This is a genomic window from Proteus columbae, assembly GCF_002777965.1.
GTDB lineage: Bacteria > Pseudomonadota > Gammaproteobacteria > Enterobacterales > Enterobacteriaceae > Proteus > Proteus columbae.
Genome location: NZ_NGVR01000008.1, coordinates 256,552 through 273,349 on the forward strand (window position 1 = coordinate 256,552; position 16,798 = coordinate 273,349).

The 16,798-nt window shown below is 37.1% G+C and carries 14 protein-coding genes; 10 read left to right on the forward strand and 4 right to left on the reverse strand.

All coding sequences use genetic code 11. The features are described from left to right. Positions 1–186: 186 nt before the first annotated feature. Positions 187–1,272 carry a tRNA 2-selenouridine(34) synthase MnmH gene (gene mnmH / locus CBE70_RS03555; RefSeq protein ID WP_100158229.1) on the forward strand — a complete coding sequence of 362 codons (1,086 nt, stop codon included), beginning with the start codon at positions 187–189 and terminating at the stop codon, positions 1,270–1,272. A 79-nt stretch (positions 1,273–1,351) separates the two neighbouring features. Here mnmH and CBE70_RS03560 read toward each other — a convergent pair whose 3' ends face one another. Together CBE70_RS03560 and CBE70_RS03565 are read right to left on the reverse strand one after the other, a co-directional pair. Continuing rightward, positions 1,352–2,998 carry a DUF4139 domain-containing protein gene (locus CBE70_RS03560; RefSeq protein ID WP_157925989.1) on the reverse strand — a complete coding sequence of 549 codons (1,647 nt, stop codon included), beginning with the start codon at positions 2,996–2,998 and terminating at the stop codon, positions 1,352–1,354. Between the two features lie 350 nt (positions 2,999–3,348). Next, complete coding sequence (locus tag CBE70_RS03565; RefSeq protein WP_100158334.1) at positions 3,349–4,749, reverse strand: amidohydrolase; 1,401 nt, start codon at positions 4,747–4,749, stop codon at positions 3,349–3,351. A gap of 172 nt (positions 4,750–4,921) precedes the next feature. On the opposite strand from CBE70_RS03565, the gene CBE70_RS03570 reads away from it, so the two are divergent. Further along, on the forward strand, positions 4,922–6,160 hold the full coding sequence (locus CBE70_RS03570) for a TerD family protein (protein WP_100158231.1): 1,239 nt from the start codon (positions 4,922–4,924) through the stop codon (positions 6,158–6,160). Between the two features lie 102 nt (positions 6,161–6,262). On the opposite strand, the gene CBE70_RS03575 is transcribed toward CBE70_RS03570, so the two are convergent. Both CBE70_RS03575 and CBE70_RS03580 read right to left on the reverse strand, forming a co-directional pair. Next, positions 6,263–6,718 (reverse strand): YaiI/YqxD family protein, encoded by a 456-nt coding sequence (locus tag CBE70_RS03575; RefSeq protein WP_040133470.1) that lies wholly within the window; start codon positions 6,716–6,718, stop codon positions 6,263–6,265. Between the two features lie 69 nt (positions 6,719–6,787). After that, complete coding sequence (locus CBE70_RS03580) at positions 6,788–7,663, reverse strand: EamA family transporter (RefSeq protein ID WP_100158232.1); 876 nt, start codon at positions 7,661–7,663, stop codon at positions 6,788–6,790. Positions 7,664–7,762: 99 nt separating this feature from the next. Here CBE70_RS03580 and CBE70_RS03585 point away from each other — a divergent pair, with 99 nt between their 5' ends. The 8 genes from CBE70_RS03585 to CBE70_RS03620 all read left to right on the forward strand — a co-directional run bounded on the left by CBE70_RS03585 (position 7,763) and on the right by CBE70_RS03620 (position 16,745). Next, the gene (locus CBE70_RS03585) at positions 7,763–8,245 is read left to right on the forward strand and encodes a MarR family winged helix-turn-helix transcriptional regulator (protein WP_100158233.1); all 483 of its coding nucleotides are present in this window, start codon (positions 7,763–7,765) and stop codon (positions 8,243–8,245) included. Positions 8,246–8,531: 286 nt separating this feature from the next. Next, positions 8,532–10,670, forward strand: coding sequence for a TonB-dependent receptor plug domain-containing protein (locus tag CBE70_RS03590; protein WP_100158234.1), 2,139 nt, complete (start codon positions 8,532–8,534; stop codon positions 10,668–10,670). A 53-nt stretch (positions 10,671–10,723) separates the two neighbouring features. Next, positions 10,724–11,551, forward strand: a complete 828-nt coding sequence (locus CBE70_RS03595; protein ID WP_408633997.1) for a heme/hemin ABC transporter substrate-binding protein — start codon at positions 10,724–10,726, stop codon at positions 11,549–11,551. A gap of 13 nt (positions 11,552–11,564) precedes the next feature. Continuing rightward, positions 11,565–12,911: a heme anaerobic degradation radical SAM methyltransferase ChuW/HutW gene (gene hutW / locus CBE70_RS03600; RefSeq protein WP_100158235.1), complete on the forward strand. Its 1,347-nt coding sequence runs from the start codon at positions 11,565–11,567 to the stop codon at positions 12,909–12,911. 42 nt (positions 12,912–12,953) lie between these two features. After that, the gene (hutX, locus tag CBE70_RS03605; RefSeq protein ID WP_408633993.1) at positions 12,954–13,442 is read left to right on the forward strand and encodes a heme utilization cystosolic carrier protein HutX; all 489 of its coding nucleotides are present in this window, start codon (positions 12,954–12,956) and stop codon (positions 13,440–13,442) included. 6 nt (positions 13,443–13,448) lie between these two features. Next, positions 13,449–14,075 (forward strand): NAD(P)H-binding protein, encoded by a 627-nt coding sequence (locus CBE70_RS03610; RefSeq protein WP_100158237.1) that lies wholly within the window; start codon positions 13,449–13,451, stop codon positions 14,073–14,075. 238 nt (positions 14,076–14,313) lie between these two features. Further along, positions 14,314–15,912, forward strand: coding sequence for an ABC-F family ATPase (locus CBE70_RS03615; protein WP_100158238.1), 1,599 nt, complete (start codon positions 14,314–14,316; stop codon positions 15,910–15,912). Between the two features lie 401 nt (positions 15,913–16,313). Then, positions 16,314–16,745 carry an MFS transporter gene (locus CBE70_RS03620; RefSeq protein WP_100158239.1) on the forward strand — a complete coding sequence of 144 codons (432 nt, stop codon included), beginning with the start codon at positions 16,314–16,316 and terminating at the stop codon, positions 16,743–16,745. Positions 16,746–16,798: the final 53 nt, after the last annotated feature.

The window sequence follows — 16,798 nt, forward strand, 5'->3', positions numbered from 1 at the left end:
GACAAATTTAAAAATACGCCATAGGATTTACTGACAGTGGTGTATTTTTTTGTTCTAGAAAAAATTATTCTGTCAGAAATAACACTCTATAATTTAATAAAAACATACGATAAGAACGTGTCATCACATGTTCTTAAGAGTATAGTAGTCAATCTTTCAGCCAGACTAGATATAACAATTTTTATTATGGAATCAACGTTTTCTGCTCAAAATATTCGACATATTCTTGCTAATAACACACCAATTATTGATGTGCGTGCGCCTATTGAATTTAATCAAGGTTCGATCCCTAATGCTATCAATTTGCCTTTAATGAATGATGAAGAGCGTGCGGCTGTGGGAACTTGTTATAAACAGCAAGGCTCACAAAAAGCGGTCGATTTAGGGCATCAATTAGTGAGTGGTGAAATTCGTGATAACCGTATCGCAGCTTGGCGTGAAGCTTGTGAGCAATTTCCCAATGGTTATATTTGCTGTGCTCGAGGAGGAATGCGTTCTCATATAGTTCAGCAATGGATTAAAGAAATAGGCATAGATTATCCATTAATTGAAGGTGGATATAAGGCGCTAAGACAGGCTGTTATTGAAATGACCAATGAATTGGTTCAACGACCTATTATCTTAATTGGTGGATGTACCGGTAATGGAAAAACGACTTTAGTGCGTTCGTTGCCTGAGGGTATTGACCTTGAAGGTATAGCACACCATCGAGGTTCATCTTTTGGCCGCATTGTAGAAGATCAGTTTCCTCAAGCCACATTTGAAAACCATCTTGGTGTTGAAATGTTGCAGAAAGCCCCAAAATATACACGATGGGTACTTGAGGATGAAGGTCGCGCTATTGGTGCTAATGGATTACCTGAATGTTTACGAGCAAAAATGGTTGAGGCTTCAATCGTTGTTGTTGATGATCCCTTAGAGCGACGCATAGAACGTTTGAAGGCAGAATACTTTGATCGCATGACTCATGATTATCTGGAAGCGTATGGCGAAGAAAAAGGCTGGCAAGCTTACAGTGATTATCTGCATCACGGTTTATTTGCTATCCGCCGCCGATTAGGCTCTCAAAGAGCAGCAGAATTAACTCAGTTGCTAGATAATGCCCTAGAAATACAAAAAAAAGAGTCTAGCACAGAGGCACATTTTTCTTGGTTAACCCCTTTACTTAAAGAGTATTACGATCCTATGTATCGTTATCAATTAAGCAAAAAGGAAGATAAAATTATTTACCAAGGAAGTTATGAAGAAGTCATGCAGTGGTTTAAAAATTAGTAACTAGTTTTTCTTTAAAATAGAAAAAGGTGCAAATGCACCCTCTTCTATTTTACTTTTTAAATTTAGATGAGAAAAATTATAACCCCACAATTTGTCTATTCTTAGGATAAGAAAGAGTGTAATTTAGAGGTAATGATTTTTCCTCTTTTGCACCTAATGTGATATCCCATTTAATTTCGCCAGTATCTTTATCAAGTACGCCATCTTTATAAACCGCATCTGCTACATTGATATTATTTTCCTGACTAAGTGGTAATTGATCGTAAATGGTCACTTTTATAGGAGCGTTGTAAGTGTTTCTTACTTTAATGGTATAACTCTCTTTTTGTTCAATCGTTGTACCAATAAAGATAGGCTCTTTTCTTATCTTCTCATTGTTAATACGGCTAATTTGAATATTTTTATCTATTCCAAATGGAATGCTAAATAACTCTGTTAATTCATTAGTATTAATATAACTATTGCCAACAAAGCTATTCATATAGTAGATATTTGCACGACCATTGAGTAAATTTAAGTTTTCCCAATCTTTCACTTCAGCTTGTAAATAAACTTCTTCAACTAATTTTGGCGTTGTTAAATAGCGATAATCTGCAACAACTTCTTTTTGATTAATCACTAATGTATTAGGCTCTGTACTATTTTTTAAGGTGTAAGGTAACGCGATAGCATGGCTTAAATTAATGCCATTATTATTGGTTGTTACGTAACGAGTTACACCTTTACTTAATCGCTCTCTTGGTTCTTCACTTATTGCCTCTAATGCGGGAGCTGGCATTGCCATCTTCATATCCATATTAGACTGTCTGAATTTCGAAGTGTTATTATAAAGAGATAAATACCAGGGTGATAAGGTTGGCGCAGTGATATTAAGTGATGGATTAGTTGATGTTAAAACCAATTTTACTTTATCCCAATTTAATCCTGTATTTTGAATAACATCTGCCTTATAGGTGAGTAATATCGGCTTATCCATTCCTTGGCTTCGAATATCATAAGCGGGTGACCATCCAGCATCTGGTGTTATATAAGAAATACGCATTTTGCTGGTTAAGTTTTTTGATGTGCCTAAAGATAAAACAATTTGTGTTTTCTCTTTTGCAATAATTGGCATATCAATTTCTAATTGTCTGCTTAATTCTTCAAGTTGCTCTGTCAGTTCAGCAATTTCTTCACGCGCCATTTTTTGCTGATTTAGAATAGATGTCATTTTTTGGCTAATAAAATCAAATTTTTGTGATGAGTGTTCTAATGACTGAGTTTCGCTATATCCAAAAAATGATTGGTCTTTTAGTAAGGTAATTTGTTCATCACCCACATTAATATTGATGTTTAATACTTCAATTCTTTTATTAATATCTTTCTGCTTTTCCATCAATACTGCAATTGCAGAGGGATAACTAGGGGCAATAGGCGTTTTTTTAACGTTAATGGTGTTAATAATCACATCGTCATTATCAATGCTAATTGACAAACTTTTAGGATCAATATTGTTTGCAACATTAGATAAAACAACTTCACTCTGCCCAGCAGGTAAATTGAGCGTTACGTTATTATCGAGTTCAGCACCTCGTAGAAAAATAGTTGCTTGATTAAGTTTTATATCATAATTAAGTGGTTGTGTGTTATCTACTGGATTGATTTCATTAGCAAAAGCACTAGTTGCACTAATAATAGATAATGTAATAAGCGATAGTGTTAGTCTATTGGGTTTAATCATCATTTTCATTCTATCCATAGTTGATGAGCAGTATTAGTAAGAACGGCAAAATAGAGATGCACTGTTGCACAAGTATATTTAGATAGTATTGCATCTCTAATAAATTAGATAACAGAATAAACTTAAAGATCTAATAGCGTGAAGGAGAAAAAACCAGATAAAACAGCCTATTAGTGTTTTTAATTAAATGAATATTTAAATAATAAGGATTATCTTAATGATGAAGAGATATTTAGCTTTTATTAGCTTTATATAGTTTTGTTTAGATAAGAGTAAGAGAAAAACTTCAGTAATAAACAATAAAAAGGCAGTTTAAAAACAAACTGCCTAGGATAAAATATTGTTATCGATTTTTATTTAACAACTTCACCGCTGTCGATAACAGTTTTACGCACTTTATCAGAGAAATCTTGCGCTTCTTTAATAATGGCTTTTTCATCCACTGTTAATAATTGGCGATCTTCCATTAAGATTTTTCCATCAACAATGGTGTGGCGGACATTACTTCCATTTGCACCATAAACTAATGCTGCATAAGGGCTATACATTGGCACCATGTTAGGTGATTTAGTATCAACAACGATAATATCAGCAAGTTTGCCTGATTCTAAAGATCCCAGTTTATCTTCCATATGTAATACTTTCGCCGAACCCATTGTTGCTAGCTCTACAACGGTTAATGGTGGCATAGTCGCACGATCTTTATTCTCTAATTTATGGATTTTACCCACAAGGTTTAGCTCATTCATGGTCGTTAGTGTGTTACTTGACATTGGGCCATCAGTTCCTAAACCCACACGAACACCTTTTTCTAGCATTGCGACGACAGGCGCGACACCTTTCGCTGATTTAGTATTTGCACTGATATTATGAGCGACACCAACGTCATATTTTTTCAGTAAATCAATATCTTTATCATCAACCATAATTGCGTGAGCCGCGATAACTTTATTATTTAACGCTCCGATATCTGCCATATATTGAACTGGGCTTTTACCACCAGTACGTTTAGCGATTTCTTCTTGTTCACGATCGGTTTCAGCTAAATGGATCATCACAGGAACATCAAGTTCTATTGATAACTTAGCAATTTTCTGAAGGTTCTCTGTGGTATTTGTATAAGGCGCATGTGGGGCAAAAGCTGGGATAATACGAGGGTGATCTTTATATTCTTTAATAAAGTTTACTGCGTATTGGATACCCTCTTCTGGTGTTTTTGCATCGGCAACAGGGAAATTAATAACGGATTCTCCTAATACTGCACGATTACCCATTTTATCAACGGTTTTGGCTACTTCATCTTCGAAATAATACATATCGACGTAAGTTGTTACGCCACCTTTTACCATTTCGATATTTGCAAGATCAGCACCCACTCTGACCATTTCGCGAGAAACCATTTTGCTTTCAAGTGGGAAAATATAACGGTGAAGTCTGTCTGGCACATCATCTGCTAATGAACGAAATACAGTCATTGAACCATGAGTATGGGTATTAATTAAACCCGGCATCACAATATCACCATCAACATCTAATACTTTATTGGCTTGATATTCTTTAGAAAGTTCAGGGCCACCAACGGCAACAATTTTATTTTCTTTTACGACAACAGTACCCTGTTCAATGATTCTATTTTGCTGATCCATAGTCAGAACAGTGCCGTCAACTATCATCAAATCAGCCTGTTTTGCCGCGTAACTGGAAAAGGAGACTGCCATTACAGCCAAAGCAAGCATAGATTTAGAAAATGACATCATTACCTCTCGTCTTGATGGGAAAATTTCCCTAAGATTATAAATAAATTCATTGGCTTTTGATATCAATTGAAAGTGAATGAGATCACCGAATAAATAATTAATTTAAGTTATTATCGTATTCGTTGACTAAATTTCTTGCAGTTAGTCTTATCAATCAAGGAGCGGTTTAATGAGTAAAACGTTACAACCTGGTGAAAATACATCACTCAGTGAAAATAAAGGACAAGTTAAAGTCTCTCATGCAGTAGGCGATAATCTTGATATTAATCTGACTGCATTTTTAGTAACAGGATCAGGAAAAGTCGTTAATGACGACGATATGGTTTTCTTTAATGCTCCTCATCATGCCTCTGGGGCGGCTTCATTTATTTCGCCGATAACTCAAGGCTCAACCGTTATTCATAGTATTGATTTTGATTTTTCTCGTTTACCCGCAAATATCACCAAAATAGCAATTACATTAACGCAAGATGGCAGTGCAGGTGGTTTTGCCGTTGTTAATCAGTTAAAAGCACAAGTGCTGATAAATAATGAAGTTATTGAGTTAGCACCAAGCCAGTTTTCACAAGAGACAGGCATCATCGTTTTAGAACTTTATGTTCGCAATGGCCAAAATAAAGTTCGTTCTGTTTGGCAAGGTTTTGCTTCTGGATTGGCAGGTTTATGTAACCTTTATGGTGTTGAAGTTGAAGAGCCGACTCCTGTTGTTACGCCACCACCTGCTCCCGTTAATATACAAAAAAGTGTAGTAAAACTGACTAAGCCAGATAGTAGCCATCGGGTTTCATTACTAAAAGGCAATGATGCACCTAAACGTATTTTAGTGAGTGCAACATGGATAGATAATGGAGACGGAAAAGATAATGATGATTTAGATCTTCGTGTGGGAATTTTACGCCCGAATGGTCAAATGTCTATTATTCAAGCTCCAGATAAAAGTGGTGCTTTTCAGTCAGATCCTTTTGTTTTCCATACCGGTGATATAGTGAGTGTTAGCCAAGAACAACCTGGTTGTGAAACTGTTGAAATTAACCCTGCTATTTCCCAATTAATGGGAGGTAAAGTCGCGTTGGTTTGTAGTGTTTATTCTGCTATTAGTAATGGTTGTGTTTCTGTTGCCTCATTAAAACCCACAATGCGTATGGAATATGGCAATCAAGTGGTTGAATGTTCTTGTGAATATAAGAAAGGCTTTTTCAATAATATGATTTATACCTATGTGATTGGTATTATTGAAATTGATCAAGATAGCATTACATTAAAACCATCAGGTGTAACATCAAGAGCAGGCAGTGAAGCGACACCTTGGTTAACGCGTAATGGTGATGAGCTTAAATTAACGATGGATGGCCCTCATGTTTTTAAAGGGAAGAAACCGAGTATTTTAGGCACAAAACGTTATGTCTGATCTCATTATTAAAGAAGAAATAAGTTAAAGTTTATCTTAAAGAAAAACGGGCAATAATATCTATGCCCGTTTGTTTATTAACAGCGTTTATTACTGACTAAATTAAGCGCGTTTTTTTTGTTGTAAAAGCCACTTATCTAACTCATTCGCAAAAAGTTGGCGGTCACGTTGACTTAAACTTGCGGGGCCTCCAGTTTGAATACCGCTTGCTCTCATCGTATCCATAAAATCACGGATATTTAAACGTTCACGAATAGTTGCTTCAGTATAACGTTCACCTCTTGGATTTAGAGCTACTGCGCCCTTTTCTATGACTTCGGCAGCTAATGGAATATCAGCGGTGATAACCAAGTCATCTTTATTGGTGCGGCGAACAATTTCGTTATCAGCAACATCAAACCCAGCAGAAACTTGTAATGTGCGTAAGAAAGGCGATGCGGGTACAATTAATCGTTGATTAGCAACAAAAGTAATAATTACTTTTTCTCTATCTGCTGCACGATATAACACTTCTTTGATTACTTTTGGACATGCATCAGCATCAACCCATATAGGCATAACAACACTCTCTTTGTTATTCAGTATTAAATGGTCTGTATTTATGACGTTTAAAATAACACATTAATACTAACTAAGTGATTGAAGCTTTACTCTTTCTCGTTTTTCTGACTGTTGATTAGCCCAGATACTGAGTAATATCACGATCATTCCCAGTATTTGTAAACTCGTTAATTGTTGTCCTAGCAATGCCCAACCTAAAATAACCGCACTTAATGGGCTTAAAAAGCCTAATGAAGCCACAGAGCTTGGGCCTAATAATGCTAGCCCTCTAAACCAGAAAATATAGGTTAATGCGCCACCAATTAAGGTTAAATAAGCCAAGCCTAAAAGATTAATACCTGTTAATGAAGGTAATGCGGGTTCAAATAATAAGGCAAAAGGTAATAATACAGCACCACCTGCGGTTAATTGCCAAGCTGTAAAAGTTAAAGGCGTAACCGGCGGTTGCCAACGACGACTTAATACAGTACCTGTTGCCATAGAAAATGCGCCTCCTAATCCTGCAATTATTCCGATAGGATCGAGTGCTGCATTTGGTGTCAGAATGAGTATTGCTACACCAAAAATACCCCCTAATGCAGCTGAAATAGATAACCAGGATAGGCGCGTTTGTAATAACCAACGAGATAAAAATAAAACAATTAAAGGCTGCACCGCCCCTACTGTTGCAGCAACGCCACCGGGTAAACGATAAGCTGAAATAAATAATAACCACCAAAACAGCGAGAAATTTAAAATACCCAAAATGATGACACGTAGCCACCATATGCCTTGTGGCAGTTGTCTCATGATAATTAATAATAAAATTCCTGCGGGTAATGCACGCAAGGCAGCTAATGTCATGGGAACATCAGCTGGCAACATTTCCGTTGTCACAATATAAGTGCTCCCCCATACAATGGGAGCCAATGCCGTTAATAGTAATGTTGTGTATCGATTCATAAAATCACTCGGTTAGTTGTTACTAGACTAATTTATCTTGAGGTCAAGATAAATTGATAATATCTTGACGTCAAGATAAATAATTGACATGATAAATGCATGGATAGAATCGATAACATTACTAAACAATGGCAGCGCGAGCGCCCTGATCTTGATATTAGCCCGATGGGATTAATTGGACGATTGGGGAATATTACTTTGCATCTTTCGCGCGAAATGGAGAAAGTTTTCTCTCAATTTGGCTTAAATACATCAAGTTTTGATGTTCTTGCTACACTACGGCGTGCAGGAGATCCTTACACCCTCTCTCCGGGGGAAATGCTATCAACCCTGATGGTTACATCCGGCACGATGACAAATCGTATTGATCAATTAGAAAAAGCAGGTTGGGTTATTCGTAAAGTTAATCCGGAAGATGGACGCGGTTTTTTAGTTTCGCTAACACCTGAAGGCCTGAAATTAATCAACAAAGTGATAGAAGCACACGTTGAGAATCAAAAGCGTTTAATCTCTGGTTTATCACAACAAGAGCAACAAGCGTTAAATCAATTGCTTAAAGTTTTTCTTAACACGTTAGAATAGCATTTTATCCACTTTTATTTTCTCCCATTTTGTTTAACTCTCATTGATAGTGAAGGTAAGAATAAGAGCTTAGTGTTTTTACTTACCTTCTTTCCTGTGCTTGCTTAAAAACCCTTCTGTTTGTGTTATTTTTGTTTATTTAAGCATCTAATATGCATGAAATCACACTTTTACTTTGATTTAAATCAAAGATGCATTCTATTTGCCATTTTATGGTTGATGAATACCAAAACTTAAATTATAAAGCGAATGATAATCATTATTGATCTCATTAGGATCCGCAATTATGTGTATTCGATTTAAGTCTTGCTTCGTATTATCTGCTTTAACACTTTCACTCTCTCAATATGCTATTGCTGATAATGTTTCGCCTAAAGAAGAAACACTAGTTGTTACTACAACACGTAGCGCATCTTCTTTATGGAATAGTCCTGCTACTATTCAAGTTATTGATAAAGAAACATTAAGTCAATCAACCTCCTCTTCTATTGCTGACCAATTACGTGATATTCCCGGTGTTGAAATCACGGACAATAGTCTTGCTGGCCGTAAACAGATCCGTATTCGTGGAGAAGCATCATCTCGTGTACTTTTATTGGTTGATGGACAAGAAGTGACCTATCAACGAGGTGGTCAAAACTATGGTGCCGGTATTTTAATTGATGAATCTGCACTAGAGCGTATCGAAGTGGTTAAAGGTCCCTACTCTGTGCTTTATGGCTCACAAGCTATTGGCGGTGTAGTGAATTTAATTACTCAAAAAGGTGGCGATAAGCCTTTTGGGGGAAATGTCAAAGTTGTTTATGACTCAGCAACGATGGGATGGCGAGAGTCTGCGTTAATTTCAGGTTCTGTCGGTGATTTTGAATATCGCTTTAATGGAAGTTATGCCGATCATAATGATAGATATACTCCTGATGGGCGTTTACCTAATACGCATTTTAGAAATAACGGTCAAGGTGCATGGTTAGGTTATAAAGTGGATAAACATAAGTTTGGTCTTTCGCTCGATCGTTATAATTTATCAACACAATCTTATTATGCTGATGAAGGAAAATATCAAGAGTTTAGCGTTAAAGTGCCTAAACTTGAGCGTGAAAAAATTGGTTTATTTTATGACTATGATGCTGATACAGATTATTTCAAAAAACTTCATATTGATGCCTATACACAACGTATAGAGCGAAAATTTGAAAACCGCGTAGGCGTAGTTACGCCTACGGGTAGTCCGATGATTGGTAATTTAACCGTAAAAAATAGAACTCAATCTGAAGATACGCAGAATACACAAGGCATAACAATGCAGGCTAATTTTACTTTACCTGCAAATAATGAATTAATTTTAGGTTCTCAATATCAACAAGATAAAGTCAAACAAACGTCCGTTGGGCAAACTTCTTCAAATAGCACAACAGGATTTCCACCTGCTGTAAATTATGAAAAACAATCCTTGTTACATAACCGCAGTAAACAAACCAATATTTCTGTCTTTGCTCAAAATAATTGGAAAATTACAGATGATTGGTCATGGACAATGGGTGCCAGACAATATTGGTTGAAATCAGAATTACAAGATGGTGATGAAACTATCCACCATAATAAAACAGGAACAAGTTATAAGACATTAGGTTCTGATCCCGTAAGAGATAACGCTTTTATTGTGTCATCTAATTTGCGTTATTCTGGATTTAAAGATACAGAATTACGTCTCGCGTTTGCACAAGGTTATGTTTTTCCAACGCTTGTTCAGCAATTTATGAACACGACTGCTGGCGGTGCGGTGACTTACGGTAATCGAGATCTTGGTGCTGAACATTCTAATAATGTGGAATTTGGTGCGCGTTATAAAGGGAATAATTGGTATATCGATAGCGCGATTTATTATTCTGAAGCCAAAGATTACATCACATCTCTTGCTTGTGCAGGTCAGTCTATTTGCGAAGGAAATAGTAAAACAGGCCGAGCAGATTATTTCTATTACGATAATATCGATCGTGCTAAAACTTATGGTATGGAAGTGATGGCGCAATACCAAGGTTGGTCAATTACTCCTTATGTTTCTGCCAATGTGATACGTCGTCAATTTATTGGATCAACATTGAAAACATGGGATACAGGCGAACCGACATTAACCTCTCGCATTGGTGCTAAGCATTTATTATTGCTCAATAATATGAACCTAATGTCAGACTTATATTTAAGAGCAGCAACAAAAGCGAAAGATCATAGTAACCCAGAAAACAAACAGCACTATGCAGGTTGGACAACGGTTAATCTTTCACTGAGTACGGAATTTGGTAATAACGATCAATACCGTATTAACTTTGATTTAAATAATATTTTGAATAAGCGTTATCAAACTGCTCATGAATCTATTCCTGCTGCGGGTATTAATGCTGCAGTTGGTCTGACATGGGCATTTTAATTATGAAAAAAATAGTAATCACACTTAGTTTATTATTGTTACCTTTTAACTTAATGGCAAAAGATAACAATAGTAGTGAGCGTTGGGTTATTGCTGGCGGCTCTATAACAGAATTAGTTTACGCCATAGGTGCTGGTAATAAGGTTATCGGTGTTGATGAAACAACGTCTTATCCTGAACAAACACAAGCATTGCCCCATATCGGATATTGGAAACAGTTAAGTACAGAAGGAATTCTGTCTTTACTCCCTTCTACTTTTGTTACTTGGGATGATGCTGAACCTAAAATGGTGTTGCGCCAATTAGCACAACATAAGGTTGATGTAATTGCATTACCACGAACACCTGCAACGTTTGATTTAATGCTGAAAAATATTCGCACACTGGCGGTTTCTCTCGATAAGCAAACCGAGGCTGAAGCATTAATTCATACATTACAATCTCGTTTAGCGGTGATTGCTGAAAAAAATAATCACATTAAACGGAAAGTAAAAGTGTTGTTTTTTCTTTCACCTGGAGGGGGAATTCCTCAAGTTGCAGGAAAAAGCAGTGTTGCAGATGCCATTTTGGCATTAGCGGGTGGCGATAATATCGCTACGCACGAAAATTATCGTATCTATAGCGCAGAAGCCATTATTGCGGCTGATCCAGAAGTTATCGTGATAACCACACAAAGCCAACAAAATCATACTGGTGGCATAAGAGCCTCTGAAGGATTAGCGTCCGTTCCCGGTGTCTCTATGACACAAGCATGGAAAAACCAACGCATTATTGAAATTGATCAATCCCTTATTTTGGGAATGGGACCTCGTATTGTGGATGCCGTAGAGTTATTGCATCAACAGTTTTATCCCGCTGATCCTGTTAATGATAATAAGTAGGAATGATTTAATAATGAAAGAGTTAGTCGCAACACATAGCACGCAATCTTCGACTGAAATCGATCTTACTCCCCATTTTGCACTTGAGGGCGATAGCCCTTTTCGTGATAGACATGCCACGATGCCATGGAGAGGCTCAGTACCTATTGCAAAAGAAGAACAACAATCAACATGGCAAGCTTTATTAGAAAGTAAAACACCTGCATGTAAACGTTTGTTGTATATCCACATTCCTTTTTGTGCAACTCATTGTACGTTTTGTGGTTTTTATCAAAATAACTACCATGAAGAAGCCTGTACGCGCTATACCGACGCATTATTGCGTGAGATATCGGCTGAATCAGATAGCTTACTTTATCAGTCAGCACCAATTCATGCAGTTTACTTTGGTGGTGGTACCCCTTCTGCATTATCAGCAAAAGATCTCTATCGTGTGATCACACATTTGCGCCAATCACTTCCTTTAGCTCCAGATTGTGAAATCACGATTGAAGGTCGCGTTTTAAATTTTGATGATAATCGAATTGATGCTTGTTTGGATGCCGGTGCAAACCGCTTTTCTATTGGTATTCAAACATTTAACGGCAAAATACGCAAACGAATGGCAAGGACATCAACTGGTGAAGAAGCCGCTAAGTTTATGAAAGGACTCTGTCTGCGAGATAGAGCTGCTGTGGTGTGTGATCTGTTATTTGGATTACCGGGACAAAATGCGGTGAATTGGCAAGAAGATCTCACTATTGCCCATGATATTGGTTTAGACGGTGTCGATTTATATGCATTGAATTTATTACCCAATACACCATTAGGCAAAGCGGTGGAAAATCAGCGAGTGACTGTACCAACACCGATAGAACGGCGTGCACTCTATCTTCAAGGTTGTGATTTTATGGAGAATGTGGGTTGGCGTCAGATCAGTAATAGTCATTGGGCTAGAACAACTCGTGAGCGCAATCTGTATAATTTATTAATTAAACAAGGCGCGGATTGCCTTGCTTTTGGCTCTGGTGCTGGTGGCTCAGTTAATGGTTATTCATGGATGATAGAGCGTTCATTGGATAGCTATTATCAAAAAATTACAGATAACCAAAAGCCGTTAATGATGATGAGTCGTACAACTGATAGTGGTTTTCGTTGGCGTCATGAATTACAAGCTGGTATCGAGTGTGGGCGTGTTGATTTAGCCAAATTGAGTCCACAGGCGACTCAGCTCTCCCCTTTATTAAATCAATGGTATCAAGCAGGTCTTGTTGAAGACGATTTTCTTTGTATGAAACTCACCAATGAAGGTCGATTTTGGGCAAGTAATTTGCTGACATCCTTACAGCAATTAATTCTGCAATTAAATACACCTCGTTAATTTTATTACCCTAAATATTAATTAAAAGATGGAAATAACATCATGAATATAGAGTTACAACAATTTTTAATGACCGAACCTGATGGAACACTAGAAACTATCGCAACGCAATTTGATACAACCTTGTTAGATGTTGTGAGACATTTACCATCACGCTCATTAATGAGTGGTGAGCAATTCGATATAGTGTGGGATAACGTGATGAAATGGGGTAATGTCACCACGCTTGTGCATACTCAAGATGTTATTTTAGAATTTAGCGGTGAATTGCCAAGTGGTTTTCATCGTCATGGCTATTTTAACTTACGTGGTAAAAAAGGAATGACAGGCCATATTAAAGCTGAAAATTGCCAATATATTGCGATGATCGAGCGTAAATTTATGGGTATGGATACCGCCTCTATCTTATTTTTCAATCATGAAGGCGTTGCAATGTTTAAGATTTTCCTTGGCAGAGACGAACATCGTCAATTATTACCAGAGCAATTATCAGCCTTCCGTCAATTAGCACAACAATTAAATAAGGAATAATTGCGCGTGAAAACATGGGTTATTTTTGGCGCTGGCGGTAAAGGTGTTGGCGCACATATTGCAGATATTGGTGTTACACAACAACGCCCTATTGTGGCTTTAGTCCGTTCCGAAGAGGCTGCTAATCGGTTAGAAGAAAAAGGGATAAAAACAGTTATTGGCGATGCGATTGATGCTAAGGCTGTTGAAGCTGTTTTAACATTGGCAGGAAAAGAAGCCGACATTATTTCCACAATGGGCGGTGAAAATGATTATTTAGCTCATCGAACCGTGATTGATACTGCGGAGAACATGGGTTTTCAACGTATGTTAATGGTTTCATCTTTAGGATGTGGTGATAGTTGGACAGCCTTATCTGACAGAGCAAAGGTGGCGTTTGGTCAAGCCGTAAGAGAAAAATCATTGGCTGAAGTATGGTTACAAACCAGTCGTTTTGATTATGCAATAGTAAGACCGGGTGGATTACTTAATGGTGAAGAAACGGGTAAGGCTCAGCTTTATCAATATGAAGAGACTCATGGTTTAGTTAACCGTCGAGATGTTGCGCGTTTAGTGGCTCAGCTTCTTGAGGCCGACCTTCTAAATGACCAAGTTTATGCAGTGGTTGAACCGGGTTTAGTACCTTCCAAGTAGTTGCACTCGCGGTAAATATATTAAACTTCAAGTTAAGATCACCATTAAGAGATAGCGTATTTACGTTATCTCTTTTTCTTACTTTTATTATGGGCAATAACTCACAATATGATGAGTTTTTCTCTTACAGCCAAAATTCCTTAACAGACATTCGTCACTTTACTGTCTTAATAGGGGTAACTTGTGGCATAATGTCGCCCCATTACCTTTTGTCATTCACTAATAATGAGTATTCGTCTTGTTAATCAGCAATAATATCACTATGCAGTTTGGCTCAAAGCCACTGTTTGAAAACATTTCTGTCAAATTCGGTGGCGGAAATCGCTATGGTTTAATCGGTGCCAATGGTAGCGGTAAATCAACCTTTATGAAAATTTTAGGTGGCGATTTAGTGCCAAGTAGCGGCAACGTATTCCTCGATCCTAATGAACGTCTTGGTAAACTAAAACAAGACCAGTTTGCTTATGAAGAGTTTACTGTGCTTGATACGGTGATTATGGGTCACACTGAACTTTGGGAAGTGAAGCAAGAACGTGAACGTATCTATAGCTTACCTGAAATGAGCGAAGAAGACGGCTTACGAGTTGCCGATCTTGAAGTGAAATTTGGTGAAATGGACGGTTATACCGTTGAATCTCGTGCTGGCGAATTATTGCTAAACGTAGGTATCCCATTAGAACAACATAATGGCCCTATGAGTGAAGTGGCTCCGGGTTGGAAATTGCGTGTGTTACTTGCACAAGCTCTGTTTGCTGATCCTGATATTTTGTTACTGGATGAACCGACGAATAACTTGGACATTGATACCATTCGTTGGCTTGAGCAAACGCTAAATGAACGTAACAGTACCATGATCATTATTTCCCATGATCGTCACTTCCTAAATATGGTATGTACGCACATGGCTGACTTAGACTATGGTGCGCTTGCTGTTCATCCGGGTAACTATGATGAATATATGTTTGCTGCAACCCAAGCTCGTGAGCGTTTATTAGCGGATAATGCGAAGAAAAAAGCACAAATTAGTGAATTACAATCTTTCGTAAGTCGCTTTAGCGCTAATGCATCTAAATCACGTCAAGCAACCTCTCGTGCAAAACAAATTGAAAAAATTCAATTAGCTGAAGTTAAAGCATCTAGTCGCCAAAACCCATTCATTCGCTTTGAACAAGAGAAAAAATTATTCCGTAATGCGCTTGAAGTGGAAAATATCTCTAAAGGCTATGATGGTAATGCCCCGCTATTTAAAGACGTCAATATGATGCTTGAAGTGGGCGAAAAAGTTGCCATTTTAGGTAATAACGGCGTGGGTAAATCGACGATGATCAAAACATTAGTCGGTGAATTAACACCCGATACAGGCCGTTTAAAATGGTCTGAAAACTCAAACATTGGCTATTATGCACAAGATCATGCAACTGATTTTGAAGTCAATATGACGGTGTTTGATTGGATGAGCTTATGGATGAAACCAGAAGACGATGAGCAATCTGTACGTAGCGTATTAGGTCGTTTACTGTTCTCTCAAGATGACTTGAAAAAATCAGTTCAAGTTTTATCCGGTGGTGAAAAAGGCAGAATGTTATTTGGTAAGCTGATGATGCAAAAACCAAACATTTTGATTATGGATGAACCAACTAACCACTTAGATATGGAATCTATCGAATCACTGAATATGGCATTAGAACTTTATCAAGGTACATTGATTTTTGTTTCTCATGACCGTGAGTTCGTGAGTTCATTAGCAAATCGTATTATTGAAATTACGCCTGAAAAAGTAACTAATTTCCAAGGTACTTATGATGAGTTCTTAGCGAAAAAAGGCGTTACACTTTAATTTCATAACATTTTAATTTCATAATAGAGTTAAAGTAATTAACAAAAAAAGGCTTGATAATATTTATCAAGCCTTTTTAAATTTTGATAAATGGGTTTTTACATTCTTATTTGATTATAGTTTCCTGACATTTCTACCACAGGTTTATTTTTAGACTCTATAAATCAACATTAGATACTTTATTAAACAGCCTACGTATTTCGGCAAAATAAATAAAATATAGCGAGGTTTATTCAAATAAGCCTCGCCATTGCATATCTCGTTTTCAACTATGATCCCTGTGATTATGTTATTTGCCATATCGCTTTTCCCTGCCATTGCTTTTCAATAAAATCAAGCCAGTGGGTTTATTAAATCCCATTAGGGATAGTTTTGGCATATCTACGGGAATATCTGGTTTTATGATTGTTATTCCTGCCATTATTGCCGCTGCATCGGTATTGGGTATTCCTATTGGCGTTTTTATTGGTGAATATCTAGGTTGGCGTGGTGCTTTTATTGTTATGGGGCTATTTTCATTCGCAGTACTGGTATTAATGTTTATTTGTTTGCCTTCATTGCCAGGCTCAACGTCCTCACACACTAAAGCTTTTTTTGTCCAGTTTAAAAATACAAAGTTAGTTTTAGGATTATTAATCACGCTCTTTCTTGTATTAGGAAGTTCTGCTTATATTGCAACTTTTAATTTAGCTATTGCATTAGGCGCTTATTTAGGCGGTTTACTTGTTGATAATTACGGATTAGATTCAATATTACTTATTGCTATATTGTTTATTGCATCCGCTTTATTGTGTGTTTTTTCATCAAAATACACGAAGTGTTCAGCTAAATAATATACTCACGTTCTGTATACATAAAAAGGGTAATCATTATTACCCTTTTCTCT

Bases quoted from the DNA above. Each gene is read 5' to 3' on its own strand.
- CBE70_RS03595 (WP_408633997.1), top strand. From the start codon at position 10,724: ATGGCAAAAGATAACAATAGTAGTGAGCGTTGGGTTATTGCTGGCGGC.
- hutW (WP_100158235.1), top strand. From the start codon at position 11,565: ATGAAAGAGTTAGTCGCAACACATAGCACGCAATCTTCGACTGAAATC.
- CBE70_RS03560 (WP_157925989.1), bottom strand. From the start codon at position 2,998: ATGATGATTAAACCCAATAGACTAACACTATCGCTTATTACATTATCT.
- CBE70_RS03590 (WP_100158234.1), top strand. From the start codon at position 8,532: ATGTGTATTCGATTTAAGTCTTGCTTCGTATTATCTGCTTTAACACTT.
- hutX (WP_408633993.1), top strand. From the start codon at position 12,954: ATGAATATAGAGTTACAACAATTTTTAATGACCGAACCTGATGGAACA.
- CBE70_RS03580 (WP_100158232.1), bottom strand. From the start codon at position 7,663: ATGAATCGATACACAACATTACTATTAACGGCATTGGCTCCCATTGTA.
- mnmH (WP_100158229.1), top strand. From the start codon at position 187: ATGGAATCAACGTTTTCTGCTCAAAATATTCGACATATTCTTGCTAAT.
- CBE70_RS03620 (WP_100158239.1), top strand. From the start codon at position 16,314: ATGATTGTTATTCCTGCCATTATTGCCGCTGCATCGGTATTGGGTATT.
- CBE70_RS03585 (WP_100158233.1), top strand. From the start codon at position 7,763: ATGGATAGAATCGATAACATTACTAAACAATGGCAGCGCGAGCGCCCT.
- CBE70_RS03565 (WP_100158334.1), bottom strand. From the start codon at position 4,749: ATGTCATTTTCTAAATCTATGCTTGCTTTGGCTGTAATGGCAGTCTCC.
- CBE70_RS03575 (WP_040133470.1), bottom strand. From the start codon at position 6,718: ATGCCTATATGGGTTGATGCTGATGCATGTCCAAAAGTAATCAAAGAA.
- CBE70_RS03570 (WP_100158231.1), top strand. From the start codon at position 4,922: ATGAGTAAAACGTTACAACCTGGTGAAAATACATCACTCAGTGAAAAT.